The 26,751-nt window shown below is 72.3% G+C and carries 26 protein-coding genes; 13 read left to right on the plus strand and 13 right to left on the minus strand.

What is annotated here, in order from left to right:
- Positions 1-27: 27 nt before the first annotated feature.
- The 4 genes from ACIBZJ_RS07965 to ACIBZJ_RS07980 all read right to left on the minus strand — a co-directional run bounded on the left by ACIBZJ_RS07965 (position 28) and on the right by ACIBZJ_RS07980 (position 3,446).
- Entirely contained in the window at positions 28-933 is a 906-nt protein-coding gene (locus ACIBZJ_RS07965) for an ABC transporter substrate-binding protein (protein ID WP_395926822.1), read from the minus strand.
- Between the two features lie 70 nt (positions 934-1,003).
- The gene (locus tag ACIBZJ_RS07970; protein ID WP_395926824.1) at positions 1,004-1,681 is read right to left on the minus strand and encodes an ABC transporter permease; all 678 of its coding nucleotides are present in this window, start codon (positions 1,679-1,681) and stop codon (positions 1,004-1,006) included.
- Positions 1,678-2,373, minus strand: coding sequence for an ABC transporter permease (locus ACIBZJ_RS07975; RefSeq protein WP_395926826.1), 696 nt, complete (start codon positions 2,371-2,373; stop codon positions 1,678-1,680). The genes ACIBZJ_RS07970 and ACIBZJ_RS07975 overlap by 4 nt, the downstream gene beginning before the upstream one ends.
- Complete coding sequence (locus ACIBZJ_RS07980; RefSeq protein ID WP_395926828.1) at positions 2,370-3,446, minus strand: ABC transporter ATP-binding protein; 1,077 nt, start codon at positions 3,444-3,446, stop codon at positions 2,370-2,372. The genes ACIBZJ_RS07975 and ACIBZJ_RS07980 overlap by 4 nt, the downstream gene beginning before the upstream one ends.
- A 146-nt stretch (positions 3,447-3,592) precedes the next feature.
- Here ACIBZJ_RS07980 and ACIBZJ_RS07985 point away from each other — a divergent pair, with 146 nt between their 5' ends.
- Positions 3,593-5,116, plus strand: coding sequence for an aromatic amino acid ammonia-lyase (locus ACIBZJ_RS07985; RefSeq protein WP_395926831.1), 1,524 nt, complete (start codon positions 3,593-3,595; stop codon positions 5,114-5,116).
- A gap of 242 nt (positions 5,117-5,358) precedes the next feature.
- Here ACIBZJ_RS07985 and ACIBZJ_RS07990 read toward each other — a convergent pair whose 3' ends face one another.
- Complete coding sequence (locus ACIBZJ_RS07990) at positions 5,359-6,234, minus strand: MurR/RpiR family transcriptional regulator (protein WP_395926833.1); 876 nt, start codon at positions 6,232-6,234, stop codon at positions 5,359-5,361.
- A 14-nt stretch (positions 6,235-6,248) separates the two neighbouring features.
- Positions 6,249-7,313: a LacI family DNA-binding transcriptional regulator gene (locus ACIBZJ_RS07995; RefSeq protein ID WP_395926835.1), complete on the minus strand. Its 1,065-nt coding sequence runs from the start codon at positions 7,311-7,313 to the stop codon at positions 6,249-6,251.
- A 112-nt stretch (positions 7,314-7,425) separates the two neighbouring features.
- Here ACIBZJ_RS07995 and ACIBZJ_RS08000 point away from each other — a divergent pair, with 112 nt between their 5' ends.
- From ACIBZJ_RS08000 to ACIBZJ_RS08010, 3 genes are all read left to right on the plus strand, one after another.
- Positions 7,426-7,731 (plus strand): hypothetical protein, encoded by a 306-nt coding sequence (locus tag ACIBZJ_RS08000; RefSeq protein ID WP_395926838.1) that lies wholly within the window; start codon positions 7,426-7,428, stop codon positions 7,729-7,731.
- Positions 7,732-7,824: 93 nt separating this feature from the next.
- A complete protein-coding gene (locus tag ACIBZJ_RS08005; protein WP_395926840.1) occupies positions 7,825-8,721 on the plus strand; it encodes an amidohydrolase family protein in 897 nt (298 codons plus the stop codon).
- The gene (locus ACIBZJ_RS08010) at positions 8,718-9,218 is read left to right on the plus strand and encodes a cysteine dioxygenase (protein ID WP_395926842.1); all 501 of its coding nucleotides are present in this window, start codon (positions 8,718-8,720) and stop codon (positions 9,216-9,218) included. Before ACIBZJ_RS08005 ends, ACIBZJ_RS08010 begins: the two co-directional genes overlap by 4 nt.
- Here the strand turns inward: ACIBZJ_RS08010 and ACIBZJ_RS08015 are convergent.
- Complete coding sequence (locus tag ACIBZJ_RS08015; protein ID WP_395926845.1) at positions 9,176-11,371, minus strand: ATP-binding protein; 2,196 nt, start codon at positions 11,369-11,371, stop codon at positions 9,176-9,178. The two genes, ACIBZJ_RS08010 and ACIBZJ_RS08015, sit on opposite strands and share 43 nt — an antisense overlap.
- 125 nt (positions 11,372-11,496) lie before the next feature.
- Between ACIBZJ_RS08015 and ACIBZJ_RS08020 the strand changes: the two genes are divergently transcribed.
- Together ACIBZJ_RS08020 and ACIBZJ_RS08025 are read left to right on the plus strand one after the other, a co-directional pair.
- Complete coding sequence (locus ACIBZJ_RS08020) at positions 11,497-12,411, plus strand: alpha/beta hydrolase family esterase (RefSeq protein WP_395926847.1); 915 nt, start codon at positions 11,497-11,499, stop codon at positions 12,409-12,411.
- Between the two features lie 30 nt (positions 12,412-12,441).
- Positions 12,442-13,293 (plus strand): hypothetical protein, encoded by an 852-nt coding sequence (locus ACIBZJ_RS08025; RefSeq protein ID WP_395926849.1) that lies wholly within the window; start codon positions 12,442-12,444, stop codon positions 13,291-13,293.
- A gap of 111 nt (positions 13,294-13,404) precedes the next feature.
- Here ACIBZJ_RS08025 and ACIBZJ_RS08030 read toward each other — a convergent pair whose 3' ends face one another.
- A complete protein-coding gene (locus ACIBZJ_RS08030; protein ID WP_395926851.1) occupies positions 13,405-14,046 on the minus strand; it encodes an FMN-dependent NADH-azoreductase in 642 nt (213 codons plus the stop codon).
- A gap of 78 nt (positions 14,047-14,124) precedes the next feature.
- The gene (locus ACIBZJ_RS08035; protein WP_395926853.1) at positions 14,125-15,114 is read right to left on the minus strand and encodes a DUF5937 family protein; all 990 of its coding nucleotides are present in this window, start codon (positions 15,112-15,114) and stop codon (positions 14,125-14,127) included.
- Positions 15,115-15,179: 65 nt separating this feature from the next.
- Here ACIBZJ_RS08035 and ACIBZJ_RS08040 point away from each other — a divergent pair, with 65 nt between their 5' ends.
- The 3 genes from ACIBZJ_RS08040 to ACIBZJ_RS08050 all read left to right on the plus strand — a co-directional run bounded on the left by ACIBZJ_RS08040 (position 15,180) and on the right by ACIBZJ_RS08050 (position 18,010).
- Positions 15,180-16,382, plus strand: a complete 1,203-nt coding sequence (locus ACIBZJ_RS08040) for an MFS transporter (protein WP_395926856.1) — start codon at positions 15,180-15,182, stop codon at positions 16,380-16,382.
- A gap of 207 nt (positions 16,383-16,589) precedes the next feature.
- A complete protein-coding gene (locus ACIBZJ_RS08045; protein ID WP_395926859.1) occupies positions 16,590-16,799 on the plus strand; it encodes a hypothetical protein in 210 nt (69 codons plus the stop codon).
- 164 nt (positions 16,800-16,963) lie between these two features.
- Positions 16,964-18,010, plus strand: coding sequence for a LacI family DNA-binding transcriptional regulator (locus ACIBZJ_RS08050; RefSeq protein WP_395926861.1), 1,047 nt, complete (start codon positions 16,964-16,966; stop codon positions 18,008-18,010).
- A 64-nt stretch (positions 18,011-18,074) separates the two neighbouring features.
- Here the strand turns inward: ACIBZJ_RS08050 and ACIBZJ_RS08055 are convergent, their stop codons facing one another.
- Positions 18,075-18,563, minus strand: coding sequence for an SRPBCC domain-containing protein (locus ACIBZJ_RS08055; protein WP_395926863.1), 489 nt, complete (start codon positions 18,561-18,563; stop codon positions 18,075-18,077).
- On the minus strand, positions 18,560-18,898 hold the full coding sequence (locus ACIBZJ_RS08060; protein WP_395926865.1) for an ArsR/SmtB family transcription factor: 339 nt from the start codon (positions 18,896-18,898) through the stop codon (positions 18,560-18,562). Before ACIBZJ_RS08060 ends, ACIBZJ_RS08055 begins: the two co-directional genes overlap by 4 nt.
- A 61-nt stretch (positions 18,899-18,959) precedes the next feature.
- On the opposite strand from ACIBZJ_RS08060, the gene ACIBZJ_RS08065 reads away from it, so the two are divergent.
- Together ACIBZJ_RS08065 and ACIBZJ_RS08070 are read left to right on the plus strand one after the other, a co-directional pair.
- Positions 18,960-20,300: a pyridoxal phosphate-dependent decarboxylase family protein gene (locus ACIBZJ_RS08065; RefSeq protein ID WP_395926867.1), complete on the plus strand. Its 1,341-nt coding sequence runs from the start codon at positions 18,960-18,962 to the stop codon at positions 20,298-20,300.
- A gap of 87 nt (positions 20,301-20,387) precedes the next feature.
- On the plus strand, positions 20,388-22,247 hold the full coding sequence (locus ACIBZJ_RS08070; RefSeq protein ID WP_395927752.1) for an ABC transporter ATP-binding protein: 1,860 nt from the start codon (positions 20,388-20,390) through the stop codon (positions 22,245-22,247).
- Here the strand turns inward: ACIBZJ_RS08070 and ACIBZJ_RS08075 are convergent.
- Positions 22,240-24,138, minus strand: a complete 1,899-nt coding sequence (locus tag ACIBZJ_RS08075) for a penicillin-binding transpeptidase domain-containing protein (protein ID WP_395926870.1) — start codon at positions 24,136-24,138, stop codon at positions 22,240-22,242. The genes ACIBZJ_RS08070 and ACIBZJ_RS08075 overlap by 8 nt on opposite strands.
- Positions 24,139-24,261: 123 nt before the next feature.
- Here ACIBZJ_RS08075 and ACIBZJ_RS08080 point away from each other — a divergent pair, with 123 nt between their 5' ends.
- Positions 24,262-25,227 (plus strand): D-2-hydroxyacid dehydrogenase family protein, encoded by a 966-nt coding sequence (locus tag ACIBZJ_RS08080; protein WP_395926872.1) that lies wholly within the window; start codon positions 24,262-24,264, stop codon positions 25,225-25,227.
- Between the two features lie 42 nt (positions 25,228-25,269).
- Here the strand turns inward: ACIBZJ_RS08080 and ACIBZJ_RS08085 are convergent, their stop codons facing one another.
- Entirely contained in the window at positions 25,270-25,806 is a 537-nt protein-coding gene (locus ACIBZJ_RS08085; protein WP_395926875.1) for a TetR/AcrR family transcriptional regulator, read from the minus strand.
- Positions 25,807-25,897: 91 nt separating this feature from the next.
- Between ACIBZJ_RS08085 and ACIBZJ_RS08090 the strand changes: the two genes are divergently transcribed.
- Positions 25,898-26,749 carry an SDR family oxidoreductase gene (locus ACIBZJ_RS08090; protein WP_395926877.1) on the plus strand — a complete coding sequence of 284 codons (852 nt, stop codon included), beginning with the start codon at positions 25,898-25,900 and terminating at the stop codon, positions 26,747-26,749.
- Positions 26,750-26,751: the final 2 nt, after the last annotated feature.

Below are 26,751 nucleotides of genomic sequence, written 5' to 3' on the forward strand. Positions count from 1 at the left end.
GCGGGCCGGCCCTCGGTCGTCAGTGCGTCAGCTCAGCCCGGCCGAGCTGAGCCACGCCTTCGCAACGACATCCGGGTCCTTCTTGTCGGACACGACCTGCTTCACCAGGTCGGCGAGCGTCGTCGTGTCGAGCTTCGCCGACACCCCGTTCAGCGCACCCTTCGCGGCGTCGTTGACGCCCTTCGAGTACACCAGCGGCGTGACGTTCTGCGCACTGAACAGGCCCTTCGGGTCCTCCAGCGCGATGAAGCCGTTCTCCGGCACGGCCGGGTCGGTGGTGAAGAGGTTCGCCGCGTCGACGTCGCCCTTCTTCAGGGCCGAGACCGAGATCGGGCCGGCCACGTCGAGCGACCGGAACGACTTGAACTCGACGCCGTACTTGTCCTTCAGCCCGACGATGCCCTGAACCCGGGTCTTGAACTCGGGCGGCCCACCCATGACCATGTTCTTCGCGACCGGCTTGAGGTCGTCGAGGGTCTTCAGGTTGTACTTCGACGCGGTCTCCTTGGTGACCGCGACCGAGTCCTTGTCTTCCGCGGCCGCCGGGTCGAGCAGCTCGAGCCCGCTCGGCAGCTTCGCCTTCAGCGCGGCGTCGACCTCGTCCTTGGTGGTGGCGGTAGAGGTCTTGTCGACGTAGGCCAGCAGCGCGCCGTTGTACTCCGGCAGGACGGTCAGCGTGCCTTTCTCGATCTGCGAGTAGATGACCTCGCGAGCACCGATGTTCAGCTGACGCTTGACCTTGACGTCCTTGGCCTCGAGGGCCTGGGCGTAGATCTCGCCCAGCAGCACGTTCTCCGGGAAGTTGGCCGAACCGACCACGACCTCGTTACCGCCGCCGCCGGAGCTCAGCGGGTCATCGCCGGAGTCGCTGTCGCTCCCGCCGCAGGCGGTGAGCGCGAGCAGCGCCACGGCGCTGCCCAGCGCGAACAACATGCGGACATTCCTTCTCATGGTTTCCCTCTCGAGCGGGGTGTGGCGGTGGAAAAGTAGCTGAGACGTATGACTATTTCGCGAGTGCCCGCTGCCGGACGCCCGGCGACACGATCAGCCGCTGAATTCCGACGAAGAGCGCCTCGGTGCCGAGTGCGAGCAGCACGGACAGCACCGCGCCGCCCACCATCACCTCGTACTCCTGCCGGGCCAGGCCGTCGAAGATGTAGCGGCCCAGGCCGCCGAGCCCGACGTACGCGGCGATCGTCGCGGTGGAGACGATCTGCACCGCGGCCGTGCGCAGACCGAGGATGATCAGCGGCAACGCAACCGGCAGCTCGACTTGGAAGAGGACCTGCCAGCCCTTCATGCCCATCCCGTCGGCGGCGTCGCGCAACTGCGCGTCCACCTGCCTGACGCCGGCGTAGGTGTTCACCAGGATCGGCGGGACGGCCAGCGCGACCAGTGGCAGTAGCGTCGGCGTCAGCCCGATGCCGAACACGACGACGGTGAGGCCGACGAGCCCGACGGTCGGCAGCGCGCGGGCCGCACCGGCCGAGTTCACCGCGAGGAACGCGCCGCGGCCGGTGTGCCCGATGAACAGCCCCAGCGGCAGCGCGATCAGCGCGGCGATCAGCAGGGACAGACCCGAGTAGTACAGGTGCTCGCCGACCCGCGTCGGAATGCCGTCGACACCGGTCCAGGACGACGACTCCCCGAACCAGTGCGCCGCGCGCGAGACGATGTTCATGCGACGACTCCCACCGCTGCGGCCTCCTCCGACACCGGCTTCGCCGATTTCCCGGTTCTCGTCCACGGCGTCAGCAGCCACTGCAGGCCGACCAGGACCGCGTCCGCGAGCACCGCCAGGACGACGGTCAGCACGATGCCGACGATGATCGGCGTGATGAAGCTGCGCTGGATGCCGTCGACGAACAGCTGGCCGAGGCCGCTGATGCCGATCAGCGAACCGACGCTCACCAGGCTGATGTTCGAGACCGTCGCGACGCGCAGACCGGCGATGACCACCGGTACGGCGATCGGCAGGTCGACCTGGATGATCCGCCGGACCCCGGTGAAGCCCATCGCGGTCGCCGACTGGCTGACGCTCTCCGGCACCGACCGCAGCCCGTCGACGACGTTGCGGACCAGCACCGAGAGCGTGTAGATCGTCAGCGGAATGATCACGGTCCAGCCGGTGAAGCCGGTGTAGTCGATCAGCACGACGAACAGCGCCAGCGACGGCAGTGCGTAGAAAACGCTGGTCAGCGCCAGCACCGGCGCGTACAGCCGGGGCACCCGGACGCACAGGATGCCGAGCGGCAGCGCGACCAGCAGCCCGAGGACGACCGGCAGCACCGACAGGTAGAGGTGCTGCCCGAGCAGGTCACCGAGGAGGTCGTAGTGGTCGCTGATCCACGACCAGCGCCAATCCCAGGTCATTCGGCCGCTCCGGCCGGTGAGGACGCGCGCTTCTGCAGCGCGCCGGTGATCTGGTCCTGCCCGGCGAGCCCGACGGCCTTGCCGCCGGCGTCCACCGCGATCGCCTCACCCGACGGGTTGAGGACCGCGCTGTCCAACGCCGACCGCAGCGAGTCCCGGCCCATGACGAACGACCGGCCCACCGGTCGCGGGTCGGAAGGCCCTCCCGGCTCCAGCCAGCCCGACGGTTTCCCGTCCGCGTCCACCAGCAACCGCCAGGTGGACGCTTCGCCGGCCGACGCCGTCGTGACCAGCCGCGACGTGTCGAGCGACAACCCGTCCGACCCGACGAACGAGAGCCGGCGCACGCCCCGGTCGTCGCCGAGGAACTCCTCGACGAACTCGTCCGACGGGGAGGCCAGCAGGCGCTCGGGGGTGTCGAACTGCCCGATCCGCCCGCCGACCTCGAGGACGCAGACCAGGTCGCCGAGTTTCACCGCTTCGTCGATGTCGTGCGTGACCATCACGATCGTCTTGTGCAGCTCGGTCTGCAGCCGCAGGAACTCGTCCTGCAGACCTTTGCGGACGACCGGGTCGACGGCGCTGAACGGCTCGTCCATCAGCATCACCGGCGGATCGGCGGCGAGCGCCCGGGCCACGCCGACGCGCTGCTGCTGGCCGCCGGAGAGCTGGTGCGGGTAACGCTTGGCGAACGAGGCCGGCAGCCCGACCCGCTCCATGAGCTCCAGTGCGTCCGCCCTGGCCTTGCGTTTGTCGTGACCGAGCAGGAACGGAACCGTCGCGACGTTGTCGACGATGTTCCGGTGGGGGAGCAGCCCCGCCTGTTGGATGACGTAACCGATCCGGCGGCGCAGCGTCGGCGGGTCGATGTCGCGGACGTTCTCGCCGTCGATCGTGATCGTGCCGGAGGTCAGATCGATCATCCGGTTGATCATGCGAAGTGTCGTCGTCTTCCCGCAGCCGGAGGGGCCGACCAGCACGGTGATCTTCCCGTCGGGGATCTCCAGGCTGAGGTTGTCGACGGCAACCGTCCCGTCCGGGAACCGTTTGGTCACGTTCTCGAAGGTGATCACCTGGGTACCACGGCTCCCGCCCGGTGCTGAATAGATTTCTTCATGCTTCTGTTGCTTGAAGATCGTGTCAAGATGGGAATGATGCGGCCGCTGTTAATTCGGTGTTCCCCCGAGGTGAGCCGCGTCGTGTCGCTGAAGAGGTGCTCATGCCCGAGGTGGTGCTCGACGGAGTCGAGTTGACCGCGGAACAGGTTCGTAGCGTGGCCCGGAGCAAGGCGCCGGTACTCGTCCATCCGGACGGGCTGGTGCGGGCCAACGCGGCCCATCAGACCGTGAGCGCGCTGAGCGCGGCCGGCCAGGTGTACGGCCGGACGACCGGCGTCGGCGCGAACCGGCTGGTCGCGGTGGCGTACGAGAGCAACGCCGGTCCGGTCGTGCTCGGCCCGGAAGGCAGCGTGCTGCCGGCCGACGCCCCGATTCCCGACCCGGTGCCGGAGCCTGTCCGGCACGACGCCCACGGCCTGCGGCTGCTGCGCAGTCACGCCGGTGGCGCCGGGCCGCTGCTCGACCCGGTGAGCGTCCGGGCGATGCTGACCGTCCGGCTCAACCAGCTCGCCGCGGGTGGCTCCGGCGTCTCGCCGCACCTGCTCCACGGGCTCGCCGAAGCGCTCAACCGGGGCCTGACGCCCCCGGTGCACGCGTTCGGCGGCATCGGCACCGGCGACCTGCCCGCGCTCGCGGTGACCGCGCTCTGCCTGCTCGGCGAGGTGCCCTGGCGAGGCGGCACGATGGACCCGATCCCGTTCGATCCGGCCGACGCGCTGTCGTTCATCAGCTCCAACGCCGGATCGCTGGGCGAGGCCGCGCTCGCCTGCGCCGACCTGTCCGAGCTGCTGCGGGCGAGCACGGTCATCACCGCGCTGGCGTTCCTGGCCGGTGACGGCAACAGCGAGGCCTACGAGGCCGTCGTCCACCTGGCCCGGCCGCACGCCGGACAGCAGACGGTCGCGGCCCGGCTGCGTGACCTGCTCGCCGGTCAGCCGGTGAAGGCGGCCCGGATCCAGGATCCCTACAGCTACCGGGCGGTCCCTCAGGTCCACGGTCCCGCGTTGGACGCGGTCGTCGCGCTGGAGCGCACGCTGGGCATCGAGCTGAACTCCGCGTCGGAGAACCCGCTGGTCGATCCGGTCGGCAACCGGGTGCTGCACAACGCGAACTTCCACACCGCCTACCTGGGCCTGGCCCTGGACGCGATCCGCAACGCACTGTTCCAGACCGCCGCGCTCTCGGTCGCGCGGCTGAGCCTGATGCTGGAGCCGGCGTTCACCGGGCTCTCGCCGTTCCTGGCGTCCGGGCCGCCTGGGTCGTCCGGCCTGATGATCCTGGAGTACGTGGCGCACTCGGCGCTCGGCGCGCTCCGGCTCAACGCGATGCCCACGTCGCTGGCGACCGCGGTCGTCTCCCGTGGGGTCGAGGAGCACGCGCCGTTCTCGTCGCAGGCCGCCCGCAACTCGCTCGACGCGGTCGGCGACTACCGGATCGTGCTGGCCGCGGAGCTGGTCGCGGCGGTGCGGGCGCTGCGGATGCGCGGGACGACGCCGGTCGACGGCCCGCTGGCCGACGCGTTCGCGTACGCCGCCGAGAGGCTGCCCGGCCGGCTCGACGACCGTCCGCTCGACCAGGACGTCGAGGACGCCGCCGCGCTGCTGCCCGGCCTGGCCGAATTCTGACCGGAAGGCCGGTCTGCCGGGGGCCGAATCCGAGCGCGATCCGCGCTCGGCGCCGGCGCCGCCCGCGCCCGGAGCCCGGGCGCGGCCCGAGCGGGCTCGCGCGGCGGCACGCGCATCCGCACCCGGCGGATGGGCTCTGGAACACGACACGCGTCCCATCCTCTGACGACCTCCGCCGTGCGCGCATCTTTGAACCCGAATCGTGACCCCACCCACCCCATAGCTTCACTGGGTTTACGAGGTTACCGGTCGTGAAAGAATCCGACGTCTTCGGCCATCTGCTCGTACGCCTCGAGGCGGGCCTGGGTGCGCGCCGGCTCCGCGTCCGCCATGGCTTGCAGGAGGACCGCCGAGAGGGTCACCGGGCCCGCGTAGGAGTCGAAGACGAGCCGGGTGCCGACCCCGGCCGCGAGCAGGACGTCGACCTCGTCGGCGAACGGCGCGATCGGTGCGTCGGTCACCACCGCGGTGCTGAACCCGGTCTTGCGGGCGTGCCGCAGCGCGTCGATCGTCTCGTCCGCGTAGCGGGGGAGCACGAACGCGAGCACCCAGGTGCCACCGGCCTGGCGGGCCTGCAGCAGCCCGTCGTGGACCGCGCTGCCGCCGGAGGTCAGCACGCGGACGTCCGGGTGGATGCGCTTGGCGGCGTAGCCGAAGTAGTCGGCCAGCGGCGCCGAGATCCTGGCTCCGAGGACGGTGAGCGGCGAGGACGCGGCCAGCGACGCGCCGAGGGAGACCACCCGGGCCGGGTCCACCAGCGTCTGGCGCAGCACCTGGAGGTTGCGGATCTCCGCGTCGACGGCGGCCTGCAGTTCGTTGCGCCGGACGGTGAGCGGATCGGGCCGATCGGCGGCCGAGTTCATCGCGCTCATCGCGATCGGACGCAGCGCGCGCTGCAGATCGGGGTAGCCGGAGAAGCCGAGAGCCACCGCGAACCGGGTCACCGACGGCTGGCTCACCCCGACGCGGCCGGCCAGATCGACGCTCGACGCGAACGCGGCTTCGGGCAGGTGGTCGAGCAGGTGCTGGGCGATCCGGCGCTGGGTGGGAGAGAGCCGGTGCCGGTCGAACAACGCGAGCAGCCGCTCGGTCGGCGTCCGTGCCAGAGCCTCCTCCATGCGGCCCAGGCTAGTCACGCGCCGCGCGCACGGGTGCGCCGAGTCCGGCCCGCCGTCGAGTCGCCCGGCCGGTCGGCGACGAGCGCGGCCGCCGTGGACGCCCGGACGCAGAGCTCCGGTTCGCGCAGGATGCGGAGGTGCTCGACGCCGCCCTCGATCTGTGCGATCGCCAGCGCGGTGGCGTGCCGGACGATCCCGTCGAGGTCCCAGTCGACGGTCGTCAGACCCGGGGTGAGCAGGGCGGACATCGGGTGCGAGTCGTACCCGATCACGCTCACGTCCTCGGGGATCGACAGGCCGAGATCGCGCGCCGCCGCGTACACGCCGTACGCGATCGAGTCGGCGAAACAGAACACCGCCGACGGGCGGTGCTCGCCGTCGAGCACGTTGCGGGCCGCGGCGGTGGCGCCCTCGAGCGCGTGCGGTGACGTCACCAGCCGGACGTCGATGCCGAGGCGGGCGGCCTCGATGCCGACGTGTACCTCGGCCGGCCGGTCGGGCGTGCTCGGACGGTTCGGGGTGAGCACCGCGATCCGCCGGTGCCCGAGCCGGGTGAGGTGTTCGAGCGCGAGCGTGACGCCGCGCCGGTTGTCGAACAGCACCTCGCCGCCGGTCACGCCGAGCAGCGGGTCGCCGATCGAAACGATCGGGAGCGTGCCGGACAGGTGTGCCCAGTCGGGCGCGGACGGGTCGAGCGGCTGCACGACGAGGGCGTCGACCCGCTGGTCGCGGAGTTGCCGGGCGAGGATCGCCTCCCGCGACGGGTCGCCGGCGGCGTCCAGGATCAGCGCGTACCGGTCCTGGCCGAGCAGCTCACGGCCCATGCCGACGGCCAGCGACTGCTGCCAGAGGTCTTCGAGCGAGCCGCAGAGCAGGCCGACGGTGCCGGTGCGGCCGCTGGCCAGCGCCCGGGCGATCGGGTCGGCCTCGTAGCCGAGCTCGGCGGCCGCTTCCCGCACCCGGCGCTGGGTCTCCTCCGACGTCTGCACGCCGCGCAGCGCGTACGACACCGCGGCCGGGGAGAGCCCGGTGGCTTCGGCGACGTGACGGATCGTCGCCCGCTTACGTTGTTGCGGCACGGTTTCAGAGTAATGAGGCCTGAAGCCCGTGCGTATGCGGAGGAACGTTCCCGAACGGGATTCATCGGCGTGGCGGGGGTCCGTTGCTCCCGTCCGGTGCTCCGCTGAAAACATGATCACCTGTGACGAAGCGCCGCTGAACCCGCGAATCGTGCGGATCGCCACCGCCGACGACCCGCACGCGGCCGAGAGCCATCACGCCCGCTCGGCAGCTCCGGGCGAGATGATCGCCGGAACGCTCGTCGGGCGCCGCGACGACGGCACGACCGAGCGGGTCGAAGTGTTCGTGCGGGTCTGCGGCGGTCCGCACGGCGCGAACGAGTTCACGATCGACCTCGGCAACGGCAGCCCGCTCTCGGTGCCGGCCGAGCCCCAGGTGGAGGAGTGGCTCGAGCGCCAACCACTGACCTGGGCGTGACCGATCACCGCGTCTTGACAGGCGTGCAGGTTAACCGGTTCACTTCGAATTAGTGAACCGGTTAACCCATTGGATCGGTAGGAAACTGGCGGAATGCGCATCGATGTTCACCAGCACCTCTGGCCCGAGCCTCTGCTCGCCGCCCTGCGTGCCCGGAACGTCCCGCCGTTCCTCGACGGCTGGACTCTCCACACCGTCAGTGCTCCGCCCTACCAGGTCGAGCCGGCCGACCACGACGCCGCCGCCCGCTCCGCGCTCGTGGAGGCCGACGGGTTCGACCGGGCGCTGATCTCGCTCTCCAGCCCACTCGGCATCGAGTGGCTCCCGGACGCGGCCCCGCTGCTCGACGCCTACCACGAGGGCGTCACCGCGCTGCCCGGTCGCTTCGGCGCCTGGGCCGCGGCCCCGCTGCACACGATCGACCCCGCCTCGCTGGAGCGCGCGCTCGACGCCGGCTGCGTCGGCCTGCAACTGCCCGCCGACGCGCTCCTCGATCCGGCCGGATATGCCCGCACGGCCCCGCTGCTGCACCTTCTCGAACGCCGTGACGCGCCGTTGTTCGTCCACCCGGGTCCGCACCCGGCCCCGCCGTCCGGCGCTCCGGACTGGTGGCCCGCGCTGAGCCCCTACGTCCATCAGATGCACGACGCGTGGCACGCGTTCGTCGCGTTCGGGCGCGCGCTCCACCCGTCGCTGCGGGTGTGCTTCGCGCTGCTCGCCGGCCTCGGGCCGCTGCACGGCGAGCGTCTGGCGGCCCGCGGCGGTCCGGTCCGGCGTCAGGTCGACGTCGACGCGTTCGTCGAGACGTCGTCCTACGGGCCCCGCGCGGTCGACGCGATCGTCCGGGTGCTCGGCGTCGACCTGGTGGTGGCCGGCTCCGACCGGCCCTACGCCACCGTGCCGCAGTTCGGTCTGGGTGAGGCGTTCGACCAGGCCGTCACCGTCTCGAATCCGGCCAGGCTGCTCTACGGAAAGAAGGGTAAACCGTGACTCATCCAGCATTACCGGCTCGCGATCTGGGGAAGCAGGAACTGCGTGAGCTCGTGGACGAGATGGCGCGTCACCCCGAGCGGTGGCAAGAACACGTGGCGTTCTCCGACGCCGAACGGCACTACGTCTCGCTCTACCGGGACGACCACGTGGACGTCTGGCTCCTCTGCTGGACGCCGCAGAACGACACCGGCTGGCACGACCACGACATCTCGTCCGGTGCGGTCGCGGTCGTCCAGGGCGCGGTGCACGAGAACAACCCGCGGATCGGTGGCCAGCACGTCGACGTCGTCGTCCGGGCGGGGGAGTCGTTCTGCTTCGGGCCCGACCACATCCACCGGATGACCGGCGCGGACGCCGAGAGCGTGTCGATCCACGCGTACTCCCCGCCGCTCTGGCGCCTGGGCACCTACCTGATCGCCGACGACGGAGTGATGCGCCGGACGTCGGTCAGCTACGCCGACGAATTGCGTCCGCTCGACACACCGGCGGCCTGAACCGCGCCCGCGGCCACCGGTGACCGCGGCGCCGGGTCGTCGCCCGCCGGGAGCGTGAACCAGAACCGCGTGCCGCCGCCAGGGTTGTCGGTCGCGCCGATGGCCCCGCCGTGCCGCTCGACGATCCGCTGGCAGATCGCCAGGCCGAGCCCGGTACCGGGGTAGTCCGTCCCCGGGTGCGCACGGTGGAACCGATCGAAGACCAGCCCGTGCTCCCCGGGCGGGATGCCGATCCCGCGGTCGGCGACCTCGGTCCTGACCCAGGTTCCCCCGTTCGGGTCGGACTCCAGCCGCGCGGTGACGTCCACCCGGGCCGGGTTTCCGGGCCGGGTGTACTTCAGCGCGTTGCCGAGCAGGTTCTCGAGCACCTGCCGGACCAGCACCGGGTCGGCACTCAGCGCGGGCAGCGGCTCGACGTGGACGTCGGGGAAGTACCCCCCGGCGTGCGGCGCGTCGAGCCGGGTCGCCACCACCTCGTGCACCAGATCGCCGAGCGGGAACGAGACCGGGTTGAGCGAGGCGTCCCGGGCGCTGGCGTAGGTCAGGAGATCGTCGATGAGGGTCCGCATCCGGGTCGCCGTGGCCCCGATCCGGGCCAGGTGCTGCAGCGCCTCGTCGCGCGCCGGGCCGCCCCCGTCCGCGGTCAGCACGTCCTCCAGCAGTTCGGCGTACCCGACGACGGTGGCCAGCGGCGACTTCAGGTCGTGCGCGACCACCCCGGCGAACCCCTGCAGGTCGGCCTCGTACGCCCGTTCCTCGGTGACGTCGTGGAACACCGCGACCGCCCCGCGGGACCCGTCGGCGAGCGCCAGTGGCCGCGCGCTCACCGTGATCAGCGCGCCGCTGCGGCGTCCCGGGTTGCGTACCAGGATCTCGACGTCGTCCACGTCCTCGCCGCCCAGCGACCGGACCAGCGGGAGCTCCTCGGTCGGGAACGGCTCGACGCCGTCGGGGCGGAACAGCCCGTAGTGCTGCTGCCAGTGACCGAGGTCGGACGCGTCCGGCCCGATCCCGAGCATCTGAGCCGCTGCCGGGTTGTGGGCGAGGACCCTCCCGGAGGAGTCGACGACGCCGACCCCCTCGGTGATCGTGTCCAGCACGGTGCCGAGCAGCCCGGCCTGCTCGCGCGCCTCGCGCTCGGTTTCCCGGAGCTCCCGGGTGGCAGCGCGCACCCGGCGTTCGGCCCGGCGGCGGCCGCCGGCCAGGATCGCGACGAGCGTCCCGGCCAGCCCGGTGACGCCGAGCAGCGTGGCGGTGAGCGCGACCGCCAGCGTCGTGATGCCGCCGGGCAGGGCCGCCGACACCGCGCTGGTGCGCAGCACCCAGTGCCGCTGGGCCACCGGGATGTTCACGGTCCGGTGCAGGTCGCGATGGCCGGAGCGGTCGGCGGCGAGGCTGGCGACGACGGTCTCGGCGGCGTCCGCGTTACGGGCCGAGAGGCTCACGTCGAGGAGGTTCTGCGCGACCCGCGACAGCGTGGCCCTGGCGAAATCCTGGCCGCGCAGGCCCATCATCACCCAGCCGCGGAAGTCCCCGCCCGCGCCGGTCACCGGCGCGGTGAGCACGAACGAATACTGCCGCTTCGCCGCGGGCAACTGCTGGTCGACGATCAGCTGGTAGGTGTCGGAGACCGTCACCGTGCCCCGCCGCCTGGCGTCCGCCGCGGCCGCGTACGGCGCCGGCGCCCGGGTGATGTCGACGCCCTGGGCGGCCACCGCGGTCTGCCCGTCGAGGCGGGTGGCGAGCACACCGACGACGTGCGGACCGGTGCCGTGCGGCTTGATGACGAGCCCGGTGGCGCCGCGTCTGCGCCACTCGGTCTGCGCCGCGGCGACGCCCGCGTCCGGGACCGGAACCAGGAACACCACCGACGTCGCCCCGGACAGCCCCATCGGCTTCAGCGGCGCGGTCATCCGGGCGAACGTGGCCGCGGTCAGCACCTCCTGCGCGCCCAGCGCCGCGGCGAGCGTCCGCATCTGGTCGAGGTAGCGATCGATCTCGGTCCGCACGGCCGCCGTCGTCAGGTCGGTTCGGCCGTCCATCGACCGTACGGCCGACCGCCGGGCGGCGTCCCGCAGGACCGAGCCGACCACGAGCGACACCGCCGTACCCGTGACGAGGACGAGTGCGGTCAGCGCGGCGACCCACCACACGCCGCGCCGGGACCTGCCTGGTTGAAGCCCCCGCACGTCTGCCCATCGACGCCTCGGCGTCAACCTTGACAGTTCTCGAACACTCGCTTGACCTGGTGCTCACCCGCGCGCGGCAGGGTCGGGCCATGCGAACAGTGGCGGTGCTCCTCGTACTCCTGCTCGGTGCGTCCGCGTGCGATCGTGCGGTCGCGACGCCGGCCGGCCCGGCGTCCCCCGCGGTGGCCGGAACGGAAACCCGGACGCTACGGGTCGGGAACCTCGACCGGTCCTACCGCGTGCACGCGCCGGCGAGCAGCGCCGGGAAGACGGGCGTGCCGGTCGTGATCGTGCTGCACGGCGGAGGCGGCAACGGCGCCCAGGTGGAGAAGCAGACCGGATTCAGCGACCTGGCCGACCGGAAGGGCTTCATCGCCGTCTATCCGAACGGGTCCGGGCGGACCAAGCTGCTGACCTGGAACGCCGGAGCGTGCTGCGCGTACGCGCGCGATCAGGGCATCGACGACGTGGGATTCCTCCGGGCCCTGATCGACCGGTTCGACGGGAGCCCGGTGTACGTCACCGGCTTCTCGAACGGGGCGATGCTGGCGTACGTGGCCGGCTGCGAGCTGGCCGACCGGATCGTCGCGATCGCCCCGGTGTCCGGCGCGATGGACATGCCGTCCTGCACTCCGGCCCGGCCGCTGTCGGTGTACGCGATCCACGGCAGCGCCGATCCGATCGTGCCCTACGCCGGTGGGACCTCGTCGTCGAAGATCGCGAACCCCGCGCGGGCCGGGTCGCACCGGTCGGTGGCGTACGCGGTGAAGTTCTGGACGAGCGCCGACCGCTGCGGCGCGGCGTCGTCGACCTCGCGCGGCGCGATCACGACCGTGCGCTACGCGGGCTGCGCGGACGGCACCGAGGTCCGGCTCGACACCGTGGCGGGCGGCAAACATGCCTGGCCGGGCGGGCAGGCGAACCGCCCGGGAGCGGACGCGCCGACCACCGAGCTCGACGCGACGGAGTCCATCTGGTCGTTCTTCGCCACCCACGACGGTTAGCCGGGCCGGTCGGCTGGTAATTCTTGGGTCATGTCGTCGTTAGTGACCGTGCTCATCGGTCTGGGTGTCGTCGTGCTGATCGCGGTGGTCGTCGGGGCGGTCGCCCAGGTGCGGCACCGGAGGTGGGGGCCGATGACCGGTGGTCACGCCCATAACGACTACCGGCACCACCGGCCGTTGGTCGCCGCGCTCGACCAGGGCTTCACCAGCGTCGAGGTCGACATCTGGCCGCACCGCGACGCCGACGGGACCCCCACGCTGCTGGTCGGCCACGACGAGGGCGACCTGGAACGGTGGCGGACCCTGCGCGGTCTGTACCTGGACCCGCTCGCGCGCCGGGTGGCCGCGCAGGGCCGGGTGCAGCCCGGCTACGACCGGCCGTTCCAGCTGCTGATCGAGATCAAGAACGACCCGGAGTGGTGCTGGGAGCTGCTCTCGGCCGAGCTCGAGAGCTACTCCGACATGCTCACCCGCTTCGAGGGGGACGAGACCCACCCGGGTGCGGTCACGGTCGTCATCACCGGGAAGCCGCCACGCGAGGCGCTCGCTGCCTCCCCGGTGCGGTACGCGGCCTGCGACGGGAACCTCTCGTCGATCGGGGGCGACGCGCCGGCGGCGCTGGTGCCGCTGTGCAGCGAGAAGTGGAGCTGGAAGTTCCAATGGGACGGCCACGGCGAGATGCCCGCGGAGGAGCGGGCGAAGCTCCGTGAGTGGGTCGCGAAGGCGCACGCCGAGGGACGCACGGTCCGGTTCTGGGGCGTCCCGGCGCACTCCCGCAAGACCCGGAACGCGTTCTGGCGCGAGATGCGCGACGCCGACGTCGACTACCTCGGCACCGATGACCTCTCCGCCCTCCGCGCATTTATCAGTGCGGCCCGCTGAGGACGACGCTGACAGGCGAGCAAGCGCTTCGCTGATGTCTCGGCGTCGGCGCGCTCGTCTGTCAGCGCCGCCGTCAGCGGGCTCCAGGTCAGTGCATTTGGCTGCGCCTGCTCAGAGCTTTGCCGCCAGGGTGGTGGCTTTTTCTACGGCGGCGGCGAAGAGGGCTTCGCTGTGGGGGACCTGGGCGGCCAGATCGGGGATGCGTGGGGCGAGCGTGAGCTCGGTGGAGATCACCGTGACGTCCATGCCCAGCGCGGTGCCCAGCACGATCTGGAGCACCGGCGTCAGGTGGTCCCAGCTCTCGGTCGGTGAGCCCTCGACGTAGGAGCCGCCCGCGCTGGTCACGACGACCGCCGCGCGCCCGGCCATCGGCTGGCTCGGCACGTCGTCGAACGTGAACGTCGTCCCGGGGACGTGGATGTAGTCGATCCAGGTCTTCAGCGTCGACGCCGGGGAGTAGTTGTACATCGGGGCCCCGACCAGCAGGACGTCCGCGGCGAACAGCTCGTCGAGGATCGCCTGCTGGAGCGCCTCGTCGGCCTCGGGGGCGGTCTCCTCCGGACGCCGCAGCCGGGGCGCCCAGTGCAGTGCCGGGGTCGAGAGCCGGGGCAGCGGTTCGGTGTGCAGGTCGCGGTAGGTGATCGTGTGGTCGTCGCCGCGCGCGGCCCAAGCCTTCGCGAACGCGGCGGTGAGGGCGCGGGAGCGGGATCCGGCCAGATCGGCGGACGAGTCGAGGTGCAACAGATGGGGCATGGTGTGTCCTCCGCGCTGGGGTTGTTCTCCCTGGTTATAACCCGGCGCGGAACCCCCTGACCCCTACTCGCCGGTGCGCTAGGCGTCCCCGCCCGACAGCAGCGCGTCGCCCAGTGGCGTGCGGCGGTAGAGGACCGACCGGCCCGCGCGGGCCCGGTCGATCAGCCCGGCGCGGCGCAGTACCGCCAGGTGGTCACCGACCGCGCCCAGCGCCAGGCCCAGGGTGTGGGCGAGCTGGCTGGTGCTCGCGGGCTCGTCGAGCGTGGTGAGCAGCCGGGCGCGTGTGCGGCCGAGCAGGTCGCCGAGCGCCGCGGGGGAGTGCGGCGCGGTGTGCCAGAGCGCCGCGCTGCCGCGTGCCGGGTAGACGATCGCGCGCGGCCACGGGTCGTCGGTGTGCACCGCCACGCCGGGCCAGACGAACACCGACGGCACCAGCAACAGCCCCTGCCCCGACGCACTCACGACCTGCCGTCCGCCGCGCCGGCGGACGATCTCCACTCCGCCGTCCTTCCAGCGGACCTGGTGGTGCAGATCCTCGAACGCGGCCGCCCAACCGGCCCGGCCCAGGCGCCCGGCCCGGTGCAGGACGTCGCGCTCGCAGATCGCGCGGAGCCGGAGCCAGTCCGGGGCCAGCAGCTCCCGCCACGCGCGGTCGAGCGTCCGGGCCAGGCGCTCCTGGACGTCGTCCGCGTCGAGCACGGCCCGCACGGTGGGCGGCGGCGGGGCGGGGTTGCGGCCCAGGCACTCCGCGATGTCGGCCCGCACCGCGTCCAGCGGGGCCGCGCGTATCGCGGCGAGCTCGTCGTCCCAGGTCTGGGCCAGTGTGCGCGGCGGCGGCGCGAGGAAGTTCGCCCCGCCCCGCGCGGACTGCAGCGCCATCACCGCGGGCAGGTCGGTCTCGGCCAGCAGCCGCCGGTACACCGGCCGGGCCCGCGCGACCATCCCGGTCGGCAGCCGGCGCCGGGACAGGCCCGAGAGCGCCCGGAGCACTCCGTCCAGCTCGAACAGCGGCGACAGCGCGAACCGGCTGCGCAGCACGTCGTCGGTGGTGAGCTCGATCCGGATCACGCTCGTACGTTACGTCCACCGACGAAACATTCGCCGGAGCGCCCGCGGGTCCGAACACTGGAGCCGTGGCTACCGAAACCGACCGCGCGACCTACCGTGAGGTGCTCGCCCAGCCCACGTTCCGCGCGCTGTTCCTCGCCCGGACGCTCGGCGTCGCCGCGGACACGCTGCGGATGGTGGCACTCTCCACACTGGTCTTCGCGACGACCGGGTCGCCGCTGCTGGCCGCGGTGACGTTCGGGATCGGGTTCGTGCCGCAGGCGATCGGAGCGGTCGGATTCGGGGCGCTCGCCGACCGGTATCCGGCCCGGCCGCTGCTGGTGGGCGGGTTCCTCGTCGAGGCCGTGACCGCGGTGACGATCGCGTTCGCGCGCCCGCCGGTCGCGGTGACGCTGGTGCTGATCGCCGCGGTGGCGCTGTTCACGCCGGTCTATCTGGGGGCGGGGAACCGGCTGATCGCCGAGGTCCTGAAGGGCGACGCCTACGTGATCGGGCGCTCGCTCACCTCGGTGGCGTCCTCGGGCGCACAGCTCCTGGGCCTGGCCGCCGGCGCCGCCGCGGTGGCCGCCCTGAATCCGCAGGGCGCGTTGTACGTGACCGCCGCTGCCCACCTGCTCGCAGCGGCGTGGTCCCGGCTCGCCCTCCCGTCCGCGGCGGCCGCACCGGGGGAGACGCCGGGACCGCAGACGCGGGAAACCAGCTGGGCCGGGGCCAGGGCGTTGCTCGCCGACCGGCGGATCCGCATCCTGATGCTCGCGCAGTGGCTCCCGGCGGCGGTGGGGACCGGTGGGGAGGCGCTGCTCATCCCGTACGCCGAGGTCCAGCACTTCCCGACCGGCTCCGGCGGGCTCCTGCTGGCCTGCTCACCCGTCGGCATGCTGGTCGGCGACGTCGTGGTCGCCCGCCTGCTCGCGCCCGCCACCCGCGAACGGCTGGTGCTCCCACTCGTCGTGCTGCTCGGTGCCCCGCTGACGGTCTTCGCGATCGAGCCGCCGCTCCCGCTCGCCGCGGCGCTGCTCCTGCTCACCGGCACCGGTTACGCGGCCGCGATCGGCCTCCAGCGCCGCTTTCTGGACGCGATCCCGGAAGACCGCCGGGGCCAGGCGTTCGGCCTGCTCTCGGCCGGGCTGATGACGTTCCAGGGCCTCGGCCCGGCCGTCTTCGGCCTGCTCACCGAAACGACGACGGTGGCGCTCGCGATCAGCATCGCGGGCGCCACCATCGTGGTTCTTGCTCTCCTGCTGAAGAGGCCTCTCGGGACGCTCTAGCAGAAACCGACACCGACCGGCGCGGCCGAAGCCGCCGGCCCCGCGACACCCGTTCGACCGCGACCAGATCGTGGTCGTCGACGTACGAGCAGGGCGGCCCGCCGGTCGCGGGCGGTCGGCGAACCGGGGGCGAAATCGCTTTACCGGTATAGCAAGCACGTGCTATACCGGTAAAGCCAGATCGCTTTACCGGTATAGCCCGAGGAGATGAGCATCATGATGGACTTCGCCGCCGCCGCCCTGCTCGCCCGTACCGCCGACGCGCAGCGCGCCTCCGCCGGTCGTCTCGACGGGCCGTCGGCGCAGAGCCGCCCGTCCTGGCTGCGCCGGGGGGCGGCCCGGCTCGTGACCGGCCGCCGCAACGGACGGCGCGAAACCAGGCCGAGCGCGTCGCGGTCGGCCTGCTCACCCGCGTGAGTCGCTCGGGCCCCGTGAGTCGCTCGGGCCCCGTGAGTCGCTCGGGCCCTGTGGGTCGCTCGGTCTGCCGCCCGCGAGTCCTCCGCGCCGGGGGGACTCGCGGGCGGTTTTCGTGGGTCGACCCGTGCACCGGCTACGGTGGAGCGGCGGAAGGCGGTGACGGCGTGGCGCGGGTGACGTTGCAGACGATCGCGGATCGGGTCGGCGTCAGCCGGATGACCGTGTCGAACGCGTTCTCGCGGCCCAACCAGCTGTCGCCGGCCCTGCGCGAGAAGATCCTCGCGGCCGCGTCCGATCTCGGCTACGTCGGGCCCGACCCGGCCGCCCGTGCGCTCGCCCGCGGCACGTCCGGCGCGGTCGGGTTCCTGCTCACCGAGTCGATCGGCTTCGCGTTCAACGACCAGGTCTCCACCCAGCTGCTCGGCGCGATCGCCGACGAGCTGTCACCGACCGGCCTCGCGCTCACACTGCTGACGTCCAGCGGGCCGGGCGACCTGGTCCCGGCACGCGACGTCGCCATGGACGGTGCCCTGGTCTACTCGTGCGACCCGGAGTCGCCCGCGGTGAGCTACCTCCTGCAGCGCAAGCTCCCGATCGTGATGATCGACCAGGATCCGGTGGACGACATCCCGGGGGTCAACGTCGCCGACCGGGAGGGCGCCCGGGCGTCGGCCCAGCACCTGATCGACCTCGGGCACCGGCGGATCGGCCTGGCGATGTCGGGCCTGCGCGGTCCGCAGGGGTTGCTGGAGGATCCGCGGACGGACGTCGGCGGATACGCCTCCCGGGAGCGGTTGCGCGGGTGGTTCGACGCGCTGGACGCGGCCGGGATCGAGCCGCTCGCGACCCGGCAGCTCAACGACGGCGTCGAGGAGACCGCGGCCGCGACCCGGCTGCTGCTGGACCGGGAAGATCGGCCGACCGCGGTGCTGTGCTTCTCCGACGTGATCGCGCTGCGCCTGATCCAGAGCGCGCGGGAGCTGGGGCTGCGGGTACCGAAAGACCTGTCGGTGGTGGGGTTCGACGACCATCCGCTGGCCGGGAACTTCCGGCCGGCGCTGACGACCGTGCGTCAGGACGTGCACGCGAAGGGACGGGCAGCGGCCGAAGCGCTCACCGCCGCACTGCGGGGCGCGCCCGGCCCGGCGCCGCACGTGCTGCTGCCCGTGGAACTGGTGATCCGCGACAGCACGGCGCCCCCACCGGCCTGAGCCACTGCGTGCGGGAAGCCCCCGGCCGGGACTTCTCGCCCCGGCCGGGACTTCCCGCAGGGGGTCAGCCGTTCGCGAGGATCGCGTCGATCTGGCCGGCGGCCTGCGTCATTCCTTCGAGCATCCCCATGTTGACGAGCTGCTCGAGCTGCTCCGCGGACGCGAAGTGCGACGTGATCGTCATCCGCGTGCCGCTGGGGATCTCGTCGACGTCGACCCGGATCGTCGTCTCCGGCATCTCGGTGCTCGGGTTGCCGTTCTCGTCGGCGAACCCGTCGACGAACTCGAGCGAATTGGGCTCGTCGAGCGCGGTGAACCGCCACCAGCCGTTCGATCGGTCACCCTCGGGCCCGGTCATGTGGTACTTCGCCTGGCCGCCGACCGTGAAGTCGTGCTCCCGGAACGTGGCCGGGTAGGTCGGCGGCCCCCACCAGCGCTCGAGCAGGCGCGGGTCGGCCCAGAGCTGCCAGACGGCCTTCGGTGCCGCCGGGAACTCGGCGACCAGCGTCAGGGTCTTGGCCTCGGGGTCGGGGGTCGCGTTGATCACGGTCATGAAGGGTCCTCCCGCAGAAGTTCGTGCATGCGATCGACGCGTCCGCGCCAGATCTCCTCGTATCGCCGAAGCAACTCGCGGACCGTGCGGATCGTCTCGATGTCACCGCGCACGATCTGCTCCCGCCCTCGTCGCTGCTTCGTCACCAGTCCGGCTCGTTCGAGCACCGCCACGTGTTTCTGCACGGCGGCGAAGCTCATGTCGTACTGCTTGGCCAGCGTCGAGACCGAAGCCTCGACGTCCAGGACCCGGAGGACGATGTCGCGCCGAGTCCCGTCGGCCAGCGCGGCAAAGATCCGGTCGACGGCTGAGTGATTCGCCTGATCTACAACCACGTGGTTGTACGTTAGGTGGCGATCCTGGAGAGCGCAAGCCCGGTGCGGAAGGATCGCGGTCATGAGAAATCTGCTCGACGCGACCGCGGAGCTCGCGGCGGAGTACCTCGACGGGGCAGCGACACGTCCGGTCGCCCAGCCGGTGACGCTCGGGTCGATGGTCGCCGCGCTCGGCCCGGAGCTGCCCGATCACGGAGTCGACCCGCAGCAGGTCATCGAAGACCTGGCTCGCGACGCCGATCCGGGTCTCGTCGTCACGAACGCCGGGCGGTACTTCGGATTCGTCGAAGGTGGCGTCCTTCCGGCCGCGCTGGCCGCCGACTGGCTGACGTCGGCCTGGGACCAGAACCCGGGCTTCTTCGCGCTCTCCCCGGCGGCCGCCGCGGCCGAGGAGATCTCGCGCACCTGGCTCTGCGAGCTGCTGGGGCTGCCCGTGTCGTGCTCAGCCGGGTTCACGACCGGCGCGCAGATGGCGAACTTCGCCGGCCTGGCCGCCGGGCGTCAGGCGGTCCTGGAAGCCGCCGGGTGGGACGTCGAGGAGCAGGGCCTGTTCGGCGCGCCGCCGGTGACGGTCGTGGTCGGACGCGAGCGCCACGCGACGATCGATCGCGCGCTGCGCTTCCTCGGCATCGGCCGGGCCCAGCTGCACGTCGTCGACGCCGACGCGCAGGGGCGGATGCGGGTCGACGAGCTGGCCGCGAATTTCCCCGGCGGGCCGGTGATCGTCTGCGCGCAGGCCGGGAACGTGAACACCGGAGCCTTCGATCCGGTCGCGGAGATCTGTGAGCTCGCGGCCGGGAAAAACGCCTGGGTGCACGTCGACGGTGCGTTCGGCCTCTGGGCCGCGGCGTCGCCGGCTCTGCGGCACCTGACCGCCGGCGTCGGGCGGGCCGACTCGTTCGCCACCGACGGCCACAAGTGGCTCAACGTCCCCTACGACTGCGGCATCGTGCTCTGCGCGCGCCCGGAGGCGCACCGCGCCGCGATGCGGCTCTCCGCCGACTACCTCGCCCGGGGCGAGCGCCAGGGCTCGGACTGGACCCCGGAGAGCTCCCGACGGGCCCGCGCGTTCGCGGTCTTCGCGGCCCTGCGGAGCCTCGGACGCCAGGGAGTGGCGCAGCTCGTGGAGCGGTCCTGCGCGCAGGCGCGGGCGGTGGCGGACGCGCTGGCCCCGGACTTCGAGGTGCTGAACGACGTCGTCCTCAACCAGGTGCTGCTGCGCGCCGGCACCGACGAGCGCACGCGCGCCGTGGCCGCGGCGGTGCAAGCGAGCGGCTCGACGTGGTTCGGCACGACGAGCTGGCAGGGCCGGGCGGCGATCCGGATCAGCGTCTCCGATCACGCCACCGACGACGCGTCGATCGGCGTCCTCGTCGAAGCTCTGAGGAAAGCCTCTCGGTGAGGGTTCAATAGGGGGACCGGGGCAGCAGTCGGCCGAGTGCGGAGGGGTGTCCCGGTGACGGAATCAGTGTTGCCCGAGTTGCGGGCGATGTGGTGGGAAGCGGGTTACCGGGCGCGCGCCGGGGCCGGGCCGTTCGCGATGTTCGCGGTGCTGCCCGAGCTGGTCCTCCGCGCGCTGGTGATCAGCTGGCGGGCGGACCGGTGGCGTACGTCGGTCGTGGCCGTGGCCACGGTCGTCGGCGGCGTGATGTCGACGTTCGGGCTGCTCGCGACCCAGCAGATCCTGGTGTCGCTGTTCGCCGCCGGCCCGACGCCGCAGCGGGTGGTCGACGCGTTACCGGCGCTCGCCGTGCTGACCGCGTCCGCCTCGATCAGCGCCTTGCTGACGACCGCGAACGGGTACGCGCAGAACGGTCTGAGCCCGCGGATCGACTGCGAGGTCGAGCGGGAGCTGTTCGCGATGACGACGGCGGTCCGTCTGGACGCGTTCGACGCGGACGCGTTCACCGACGACATGGAGCGCGCGTCCCGCGGCACCGACTCCGTGATCGGCCTGGTGCAGAACGCGATGGACCTGATCGCCGGCCTCGTCGCGCTGCTCGCGGTGGCCGTCGCGGTGGTCGTGATCCATCCCGTGCTGCTGGCCGCCCTGCTCGTGGCCACCGCGCCCCGGGCGTGGGGTTCGCTGCGCGCGGGCCGGCTGCGCTACCAGACCTACGTCGCCGGCTCGGTGCGCCGGCGACGGCTGGGGATGCTGCACAACCTGATGGCCGAGCGCGACACCGCCACCGAGCTCCGCTCGTACCGGCTGCGGCAGTTCCTGCTCGGCCAGTACGACCGCGTGATGGGCGCCGAGACCCAGATCCAGCTGGCGCTGGCCCGGCGGGTCACCACCACGGTCAGCGTCGGTTCGCTCGTCAGCGGGGTGGCGACCGCGGGGGTGTACGCGCTGCTCGGGGCGTTGCTGCTGAACGGGCGGATCCCGTTGGCCGCGGCCGCGACCTGCGTGATCGCCCTGCAGGCGGCCCAGCGCGCGCTCACCACGGTGATCTTCGGGATCGACCGCACCTACACCGAGGGCGAGCACTTCAACGACTACACCGGCTTCATGGAGCGCGCGACCGACTACCTGCCCGCGGCGGCTGCGGCCGACGCCGCCCCGGAGCCACTGCGACGCCTCGCCGTCGAGGGTCTGACTCTCCGCTACCCCGGGCGTTCGACGCCCGCGGTGGACGGGGTGTCGCTGACCGTCGCGGCCGGGGAGACCGTCGCGTTCGTCGGCGAGAACGGCTCGGGCAAGTCGACGCTGGCCGCGCTGATCGCCGGTCTACGAACGCCGACCGGCGGCGCCGTGACCTGGAACGGCCGTCCGCTGCACGAGTACGATCCGGACGAACTGAGCCGGCGGATCGCGGTCGTCAGCCAGGACTACCACCAGTGGCCGTTCAGCGCCGCGGCGAACATCGCGCTGGGAGACACCACGGTCGAGGCCGACCGTCCCCGGCTGGAGGCCGCGGCGGCCCGGGCGGTGGCGCACGACATGATCCTCGAGCTGCCGCACGGATACGACACGCTGCTCGACCGCACGTTCGCCAACGGCCAGGACCTCTCCGGCGGGCAATGGCAGCGCATCACGGCGGCGCGCGGCTTCTACCGCAGCGCCGATCTGCTCGTCATGGACGAACCGTCCTCGGCGCTCGATCCGCGCGCCGAGGACGCGTTGTTCCAGGCCATCCGCGATCGGCACGGCGTCGCGACGACGATCCTGATCACGCACCGCCTGGCCAACGTCCGCCACGCCGACCGGATCTACGTCCTGCACCTCGGTGCCCTGGTCGAGTCCGGGACCCACGCGGACCTGATCGCCGCCGGCGGCCGCTACGCCGACCTGTTCGCACTCCAGGCCTCGGGTTATCGAGCCGACGGCGATCCTCCCGGTCCTAGGTGAGGGCGCGGAGGAAGCGTTCGGCGGCGGGCACCGACACGTCGCTGCTGTGGCCCCCGTTTTCGACGAAGACCGCGAACGCGATGTCGCCCTGCCAGCCGATGAACCAGGCGTGCGCGTGGTCGGGGTTGTTGTCGAACTCGGCCGTACCGGTTTTCCCGGACACCTTCTCCCCGGGCACGTCACGCAGACCGGTGGCCGTGCCGTCGGTGACGACCTGGCGCATCATCGCGCGCAGCGGCTCCAGCGTGGTGGGCTTCAGTGCCGGTCCGGGGGCGACCTTCGCCGTCGCCGGTTCGGCCACGAGGGTGGGCTGGGTCCAGTGACCGGCCGCCACGGCCGCGGTCGCCGACGCCATCGACAACGGGCTCACCACGGTCGTGCCCTGGCCGAACGCGGCCGCCGCCCGCTCCGCCGCGTCGCCGCCGGTGGAGATCTTGCCGGGGAACGCGGGCACGCCGAGCTGGTAGACCGTCTCCAGGCCGAGGCTCCGGCCGGCGTCGGCCAATCCGTCCGGCCCGAGCTTCGGCGCCAGCGCGACGAAAGCCGTGTTGCACGACTTGGCGAAGTCGGTCCGGAACGGCACGTTGCCGAGCTCGAAATCGTCGAAATTGGCGAAGTCGCGGCCACCGGCAGCGAGGTGGCTGGGGCACGGGACGGTCTGGTCGGCAGTGACCGACCCCTGGTCGAGCAGGCCGAGGGCCGAGACCATCTTGAACGTCGAGCCGGGCGGGACGTGCGCCTCGAACGCGGCGTTGAAGTTCCCGCCGTCGGGTCCGTTGGCGGCCGCGATCACCGCGCCGTCGCTGACCCGGACCGCCACCAGCGCACTCTGCTGCGGGATGTCCTTCAGCGCGGTCTCCGCGGCGGTCTGGGTGCGCTGGTCGAGGGTCGTGCGGATCGGCTGACCCGCCTTCGGCCGGGTGGAGAAGAGCGGAGCGCCGTCGTCGCCCGTGGCGGGCCGGATCACGACCGTCTCACCCGGAGTGCCGCGGAGGCGTTCGTCGAACGCGGCCTGCAAACCGCCGTGTCCGACGTGATCCCCGGCCACGTAGAGCGCGGGCTTCTTGGTCAGGTCCTCCTTGGTCGCGTCCGAGACCGAACCGAGCAACGCCCGGGCGAACTCACGGGTCGGCGCGAGATCGCGCGTGGACTTCAGGACGCTCGTGCCCACGATCGCGGTGAGCTGGGCCGCGACCCGGTCGTACGCCTCCTGCCGGAGTACGACGACGTCGACCGCGTTGCCGGGCTTGGCCTTGGTCAGCCGGTCCGGCAGATCCGACAGGTCGACGTCGGTGTCGATCTTCGCGAACGCCGCCGTCAGCTGCTGCACCGTCGCCGGGACGTCGGTGACCTTGGCCGGATCGAGCAGGACGGTGACGATCGGGCGGGCGCGCACGATCGGGGTACCGGACCCGTCGAGAATGCTGCCGCGGGGAGCCTCCTGCCGCTGGATCGCCAACGCGTCCCCGGCTTTCAGGTCCTTGTGCACGAGGGCGGGTTCCCAGACCACGTCCCAGTCGTCGTCGCGCTGACGCAGCCGCACCGAGGTGTCGTAGCTCCAGGCGGCCCGGCCGGGCAGCGTCCAGGTGACCTTTACCGCGCTGACCGCCTTGTCGCCGTTCACTTTCGCGTCGCCCGACCGCGTCAGCTTCGTCGGGTTGCCGGGAAGGTCTCCGGAGACCTTCTTCAGCTGGGCTTTCACGTCGGCGACGGGCAGGGTCTTTCCGGCCGGGTCGACGAAGCTGACCTTGTCGAGCCGGTTGTGCTGCCAGCCGTCGAGGAAGGCGTCGACGGAGGGCTCGGGTCCGTCGTCGCCGCTGCAGGCCGTCAGCACCCCGGCGACCAGGACGACGAGGGCGGCAGCGACCGTGCGGCCCTTCGGAATGTTCATCGGTCAGGTGCTCCGGTCGTCGGCGGGGGCTGTGTTCCACAACCGACAGGCGACCCTACCGGGGGGACGCCACCCGGGCGTGGCACTGTCCGTGGGAGGAACAACGCATTTCGGAGGCTGACTGTGCGCATCGTCGTGCTCGACGACTACCAGGACGTGGCCCGCTCGTTCGGGCCGTTCGACCGGCTCGACGCCTCGGTGGAGGTGCGGAACGAGCACATCGACGATCCCGACGCGCTGGTCGGGGCGTTGCGCGGAGCCGACGTCGTCGTCGCCATGCGCGAGCGGACGCCGTTCGGCGCGCCGGAGTTCGCCCGGCTGCCGGACCTCCGGCTGCTGGTGACGACCGGGATGGCGAACGCGTCGATCGACCTGACGGCGGCCGCGGCGCACGGCGTCACGGTCTGCGGCACCGGCGGAGGGGGCGGCGGTTCGCGGAAGTCGTCGGCCACCGCCGAGCTGACCTGGGCGCTGATCTTCGCGCTGCTCCGGCACGTGCCGGAGGAGGACAGGGCGCTGCGGGACGGTCGCTGGCAGACCACGGTCGGCACCGAGCTCGGTGGGCTGACGCTCGGCGTCGCGGGGCTGGGACGGCTGGGGTCGCAGGTCGCGCGGATCGGTCAGGCGTTCGGGATGGACGTGGTGGCCTGGAGCCGGCACCTGACCGTCGACCGGGCCGCCTCGGTCGGCGTCCGGGCGGTGTCGAAGGACGAACTGCTGGCCGCGTCCGACGTCCTGACCGTGCATCTGAAGCTCAGCGACCGCACGCGGGGACTGTTCGGCGCGGCCGACCTCGCGCGGATGAAGCCCACGTCGATACTGGTGAACACCTCCCGGGGACCGATCGTCGAGGAAGCCGCGCTGGTGGCGGCGTTGCGGGCGGGTGCACTGGCCGGGGCCGGCCTGGACGTCTACGACCGGGAGCCGCTGCCGGCCGACAGCCCGCTGCGGGGCGCGCCGCGGACCGTGCTGACCCCGCACCTGGGGTACGTCACCCGGCAGACGTACGCGGCCTGGTTCACCGAGATCGTCGAGAACATCGAAGCCTGGGCGGCGGGCACCCCGGTACGGGTGCTGGGCCGAGCCTGACGGCGGGAACGACGGAGGCCCGCGGCCGCCTCGTTCTCGTCCCTAGCCGGGGCGGATCCCCTCCAGCGCGACCGCGGTGAGCCGGTCGGCCTCGGTGGCGGCGTCGGGGAGATTCTCGGTGGCCAGCGAGACCGCGTTGACGATCGTCAGCAGATCGACGATCGAGAGGTCGGGCCGCACCGCCCCGGTGTCCTGCGCGCGCCGGAGGAGCCGGCCGCCGGCCTCGGTCAGCATCGCCTCGCAGCCGCTGGGGGCGGGCACCGCGAGCCCCCGGGCCAGCATCGACGCGGCCAGACCGCGGGTGGTCGCTCCGTACACGGCGACGGCGCGCAGCCAGTCGGTGAGCGACTGCCGGGAGTCGCCGTCCTCGGGCACCTGGGCGCAGAGGACCTCGACCCGGTCGTGGAACACCGCGTCGAGCAGGGCCTGCCGGGACGGGAAGTGCCGGTGGAGCGTGGCCGAGCCGACCCCGGCCCGGCGGGCGATCTCCTCCAGCGAGGCGCCTGCTCCGGCCCGGGCGATCTCGGCCTCCGCCGCCGCCAGGATCGACTCGTAGTTGCGACGCGCGTCGGCGCGCATCGGTACCGCCCTTCCGTTGACAAGCGGGGTATCCCCCCGGTTATCGTAGCGGACGTAAACGGGGTGCCACCCCACTTATTGAGGAGCGAGCATGAGGGTTGTCCTGGTCACCGGCGCCGGCAGCGGTTTCGGACGTCTCACGGTGGAGGCGCTGGGCGCCCGCGGCCACACGGTCTTCGCCGGGCTGCGTGGCGTCGGCGGTCGCAACGAGAAGGCCGCGGCCGAGCTGACCGCGCTCGGGTTACGGGTGGTCGAGCTGGACGTCCTGGACCAGGCCTCGGCCGACGCCGCGGTCGCGGCCGTCCTCCAGGACGCCGGGCGGCTCGACGTCGTGATCAACAACGCCGGCCGGATGTTCGCCGGCCCGGTCGAGGCGTTCACCGCCGAGGAGGTTTCCACCATTCTGGACGTCAACGTGCTGGGCGCGGTCCGGGTCGCCCGGGCCGCCCTGCCGCACCTGCGCCGACAGGGGCACGGCGTCCTGATCCAGAACGGCTCGCTCGCCGGGTGGACCACGGTGCCGTATACCGGGCTCTACTCGGCCGGCAAGGCGGCGATCCGGAGCCTCGTCGAGGGCTGGCACCACGAGCTGGCACCGTTCGGGGTCGAGTCGGTGATCGTCGATGCGGCGTCCTACCCGACGAACATCGGCGCCAACGCCGGCTCGCCGTCCGACGCCGAGCGTCTCGCGGTCTACGGCGAGGGCTTCACCGGGTTCATGTCCGGCCTCCTGGCGCACGCTGCCGCCGCGACGCCCGGTGACCCGCGCGAGGTCGCCGACGCGTTCGTCCGGCTCGTCGAGATGAGGGACGGCACGCGTCCGTTCCGGACCGTCGTCGGGCCGGACGCGGAGTCCGACGCGGTCCGGGCCGCCGCCGTCGCCGCCGATCGGGCCACGGAGGCGGTGGCCACCGGCCTGGGCGTCGCGTCGCACCTGGTCTGAGC

It is taken from the genome of Cryptosporangium sp. NPDC051539, assembly GCF_044454545.1.
Classification (GTDB): domain Bacteria; phylum Actinomycetota; class Actinomycetes; order Mycobacteriales; family Cryptosporangiaceae; genus Cryptosporangium.

Excerpts from the sequence above, each read along its gene's own strand:
- ACIBZJ_RS07965 (WP_395926822.1), bottom strand. The coding sequence starts at position 933 with ATGTTGTTCGCGCTGGGCAGCGCCGTGGCGCTGCTCGCGCTCACCGCC.
- ACIBZJ_RS07970 (WP_395926824.1), bottom strand. The coding sequence starts at position 1,681 with ATGAACATCGTCTCGCGCGCGGCGCACTGGTTCGGGGAGTCGTCGTCC.
- ACIBZJ_RS07975 (WP_395926826.1), bottom strand. The coding sequence starts at position 2,373 with ATGACCTGGGATTGGCGCTGGTCGTGGATCAGCGACCACTACGACCTC.
- ACIBZJ_RS07985 (WP_395926831.1), top strand. The coding sequence starts at position 3,593 with ATGCCCGAGGTGGTGCTCGACGGAGTCGAGTTGACCGCGGAACAGGTT.
- ACIBZJ_RS07990 (WP_395926833.1), bottom strand. The coding sequence starts at position 6,234 with ATGGAGGAGGCTCTGGCACGGACGCCGACCGAGCGGCTGCTCGCGTTG.
- ACIBZJ_RS08000 (WP_395926838.1), top strand. The coding sequence starts at position 7,426 with ATGATCACCTGTGACGAAGCGCCGCTGAACCCGCGAATCGTGCGGATC.
- ACIBZJ_RS08005 (WP_395926840.1), top strand. The coding sequence starts at position 7,825 with ATGCGCATCGATGTTCACCAGCACCTCTGGCCCGAGCCTCTGCTCGCC.
- ACIBZJ_RS08020 (WP_395926847.1), top strand. The coding sequence starts at position 11,497 with ATGCGAACAGTGGCGGTGCTCCTCGTACTCCTGCTCGGTGCGTCCGCG.
- ACIBZJ_RS08025 (WP_395926849.1), top strand. The coding sequence starts at position 12,442 with ATGTCGTCGTTAGTGACCGTGCTCATCGGTCTGGGTGTCGTCGTGCTG.
- ACIBZJ_RS08030 (WP_395926851.1), bottom strand. The coding sequence starts at position 14,046 with ATGCCCCATCTGTTGCACCTCGACTCGTCCGCCGATCTGGCCGGATCC.
- ACIBZJ_RS08045 (WP_395926859.1), top strand. The coding sequence starts at position 16,590 with ATGAGCATCATGATGGACTTCGCCGCCGCCGCCCTGCTCGCCCGTACC.
- ACIBZJ_RS08055 (WP_395926863.1), bottom strand. The coding sequence starts at position 18,563 with ATGACCGTGATCAACGCGACCCCCGACCCCGAGGCCAAGACCCTGACG.
- ACIBZJ_RS08065 (WP_395926867.1), top strand. The coding sequence starts at position 18,960 with ATGAGAAATCTGCTCGACGCGACCGCGGAGCTCGCGGCGGAGTACCTC.
- ACIBZJ_RS08070 (WP_395927752.1), top strand. The coding sequence starts at position 20,388 with ATGTGGTGGGAAGCGGGTTACCGGGCGCGCGCCGGGGCCGGGCCGTTC.
- ACIBZJ_RS08075 (WP_395926870.1), bottom strand. The coding sequence starts at position 24,138 with ATGAACATTCCGAAGGGCCGCACGGTCGCTGCCGCCCTCGTCGTCCTG.
- ACIBZJ_RS08085 (WP_395926875.1), bottom strand. The coding sequence starts at position 25,806 with ATGCGCGCCGACGCGCGTCGCAACTACGAGTCGATCCTGGCGGCGGCG.
- ACIBZJ_RS08090 (WP_395926877.1), top strand. The coding sequence starts at position 25,898 with ATGAGGGTTGTCCTGGTCACCGGCGCCGGCAGCGGTTTCGGACGTCTC.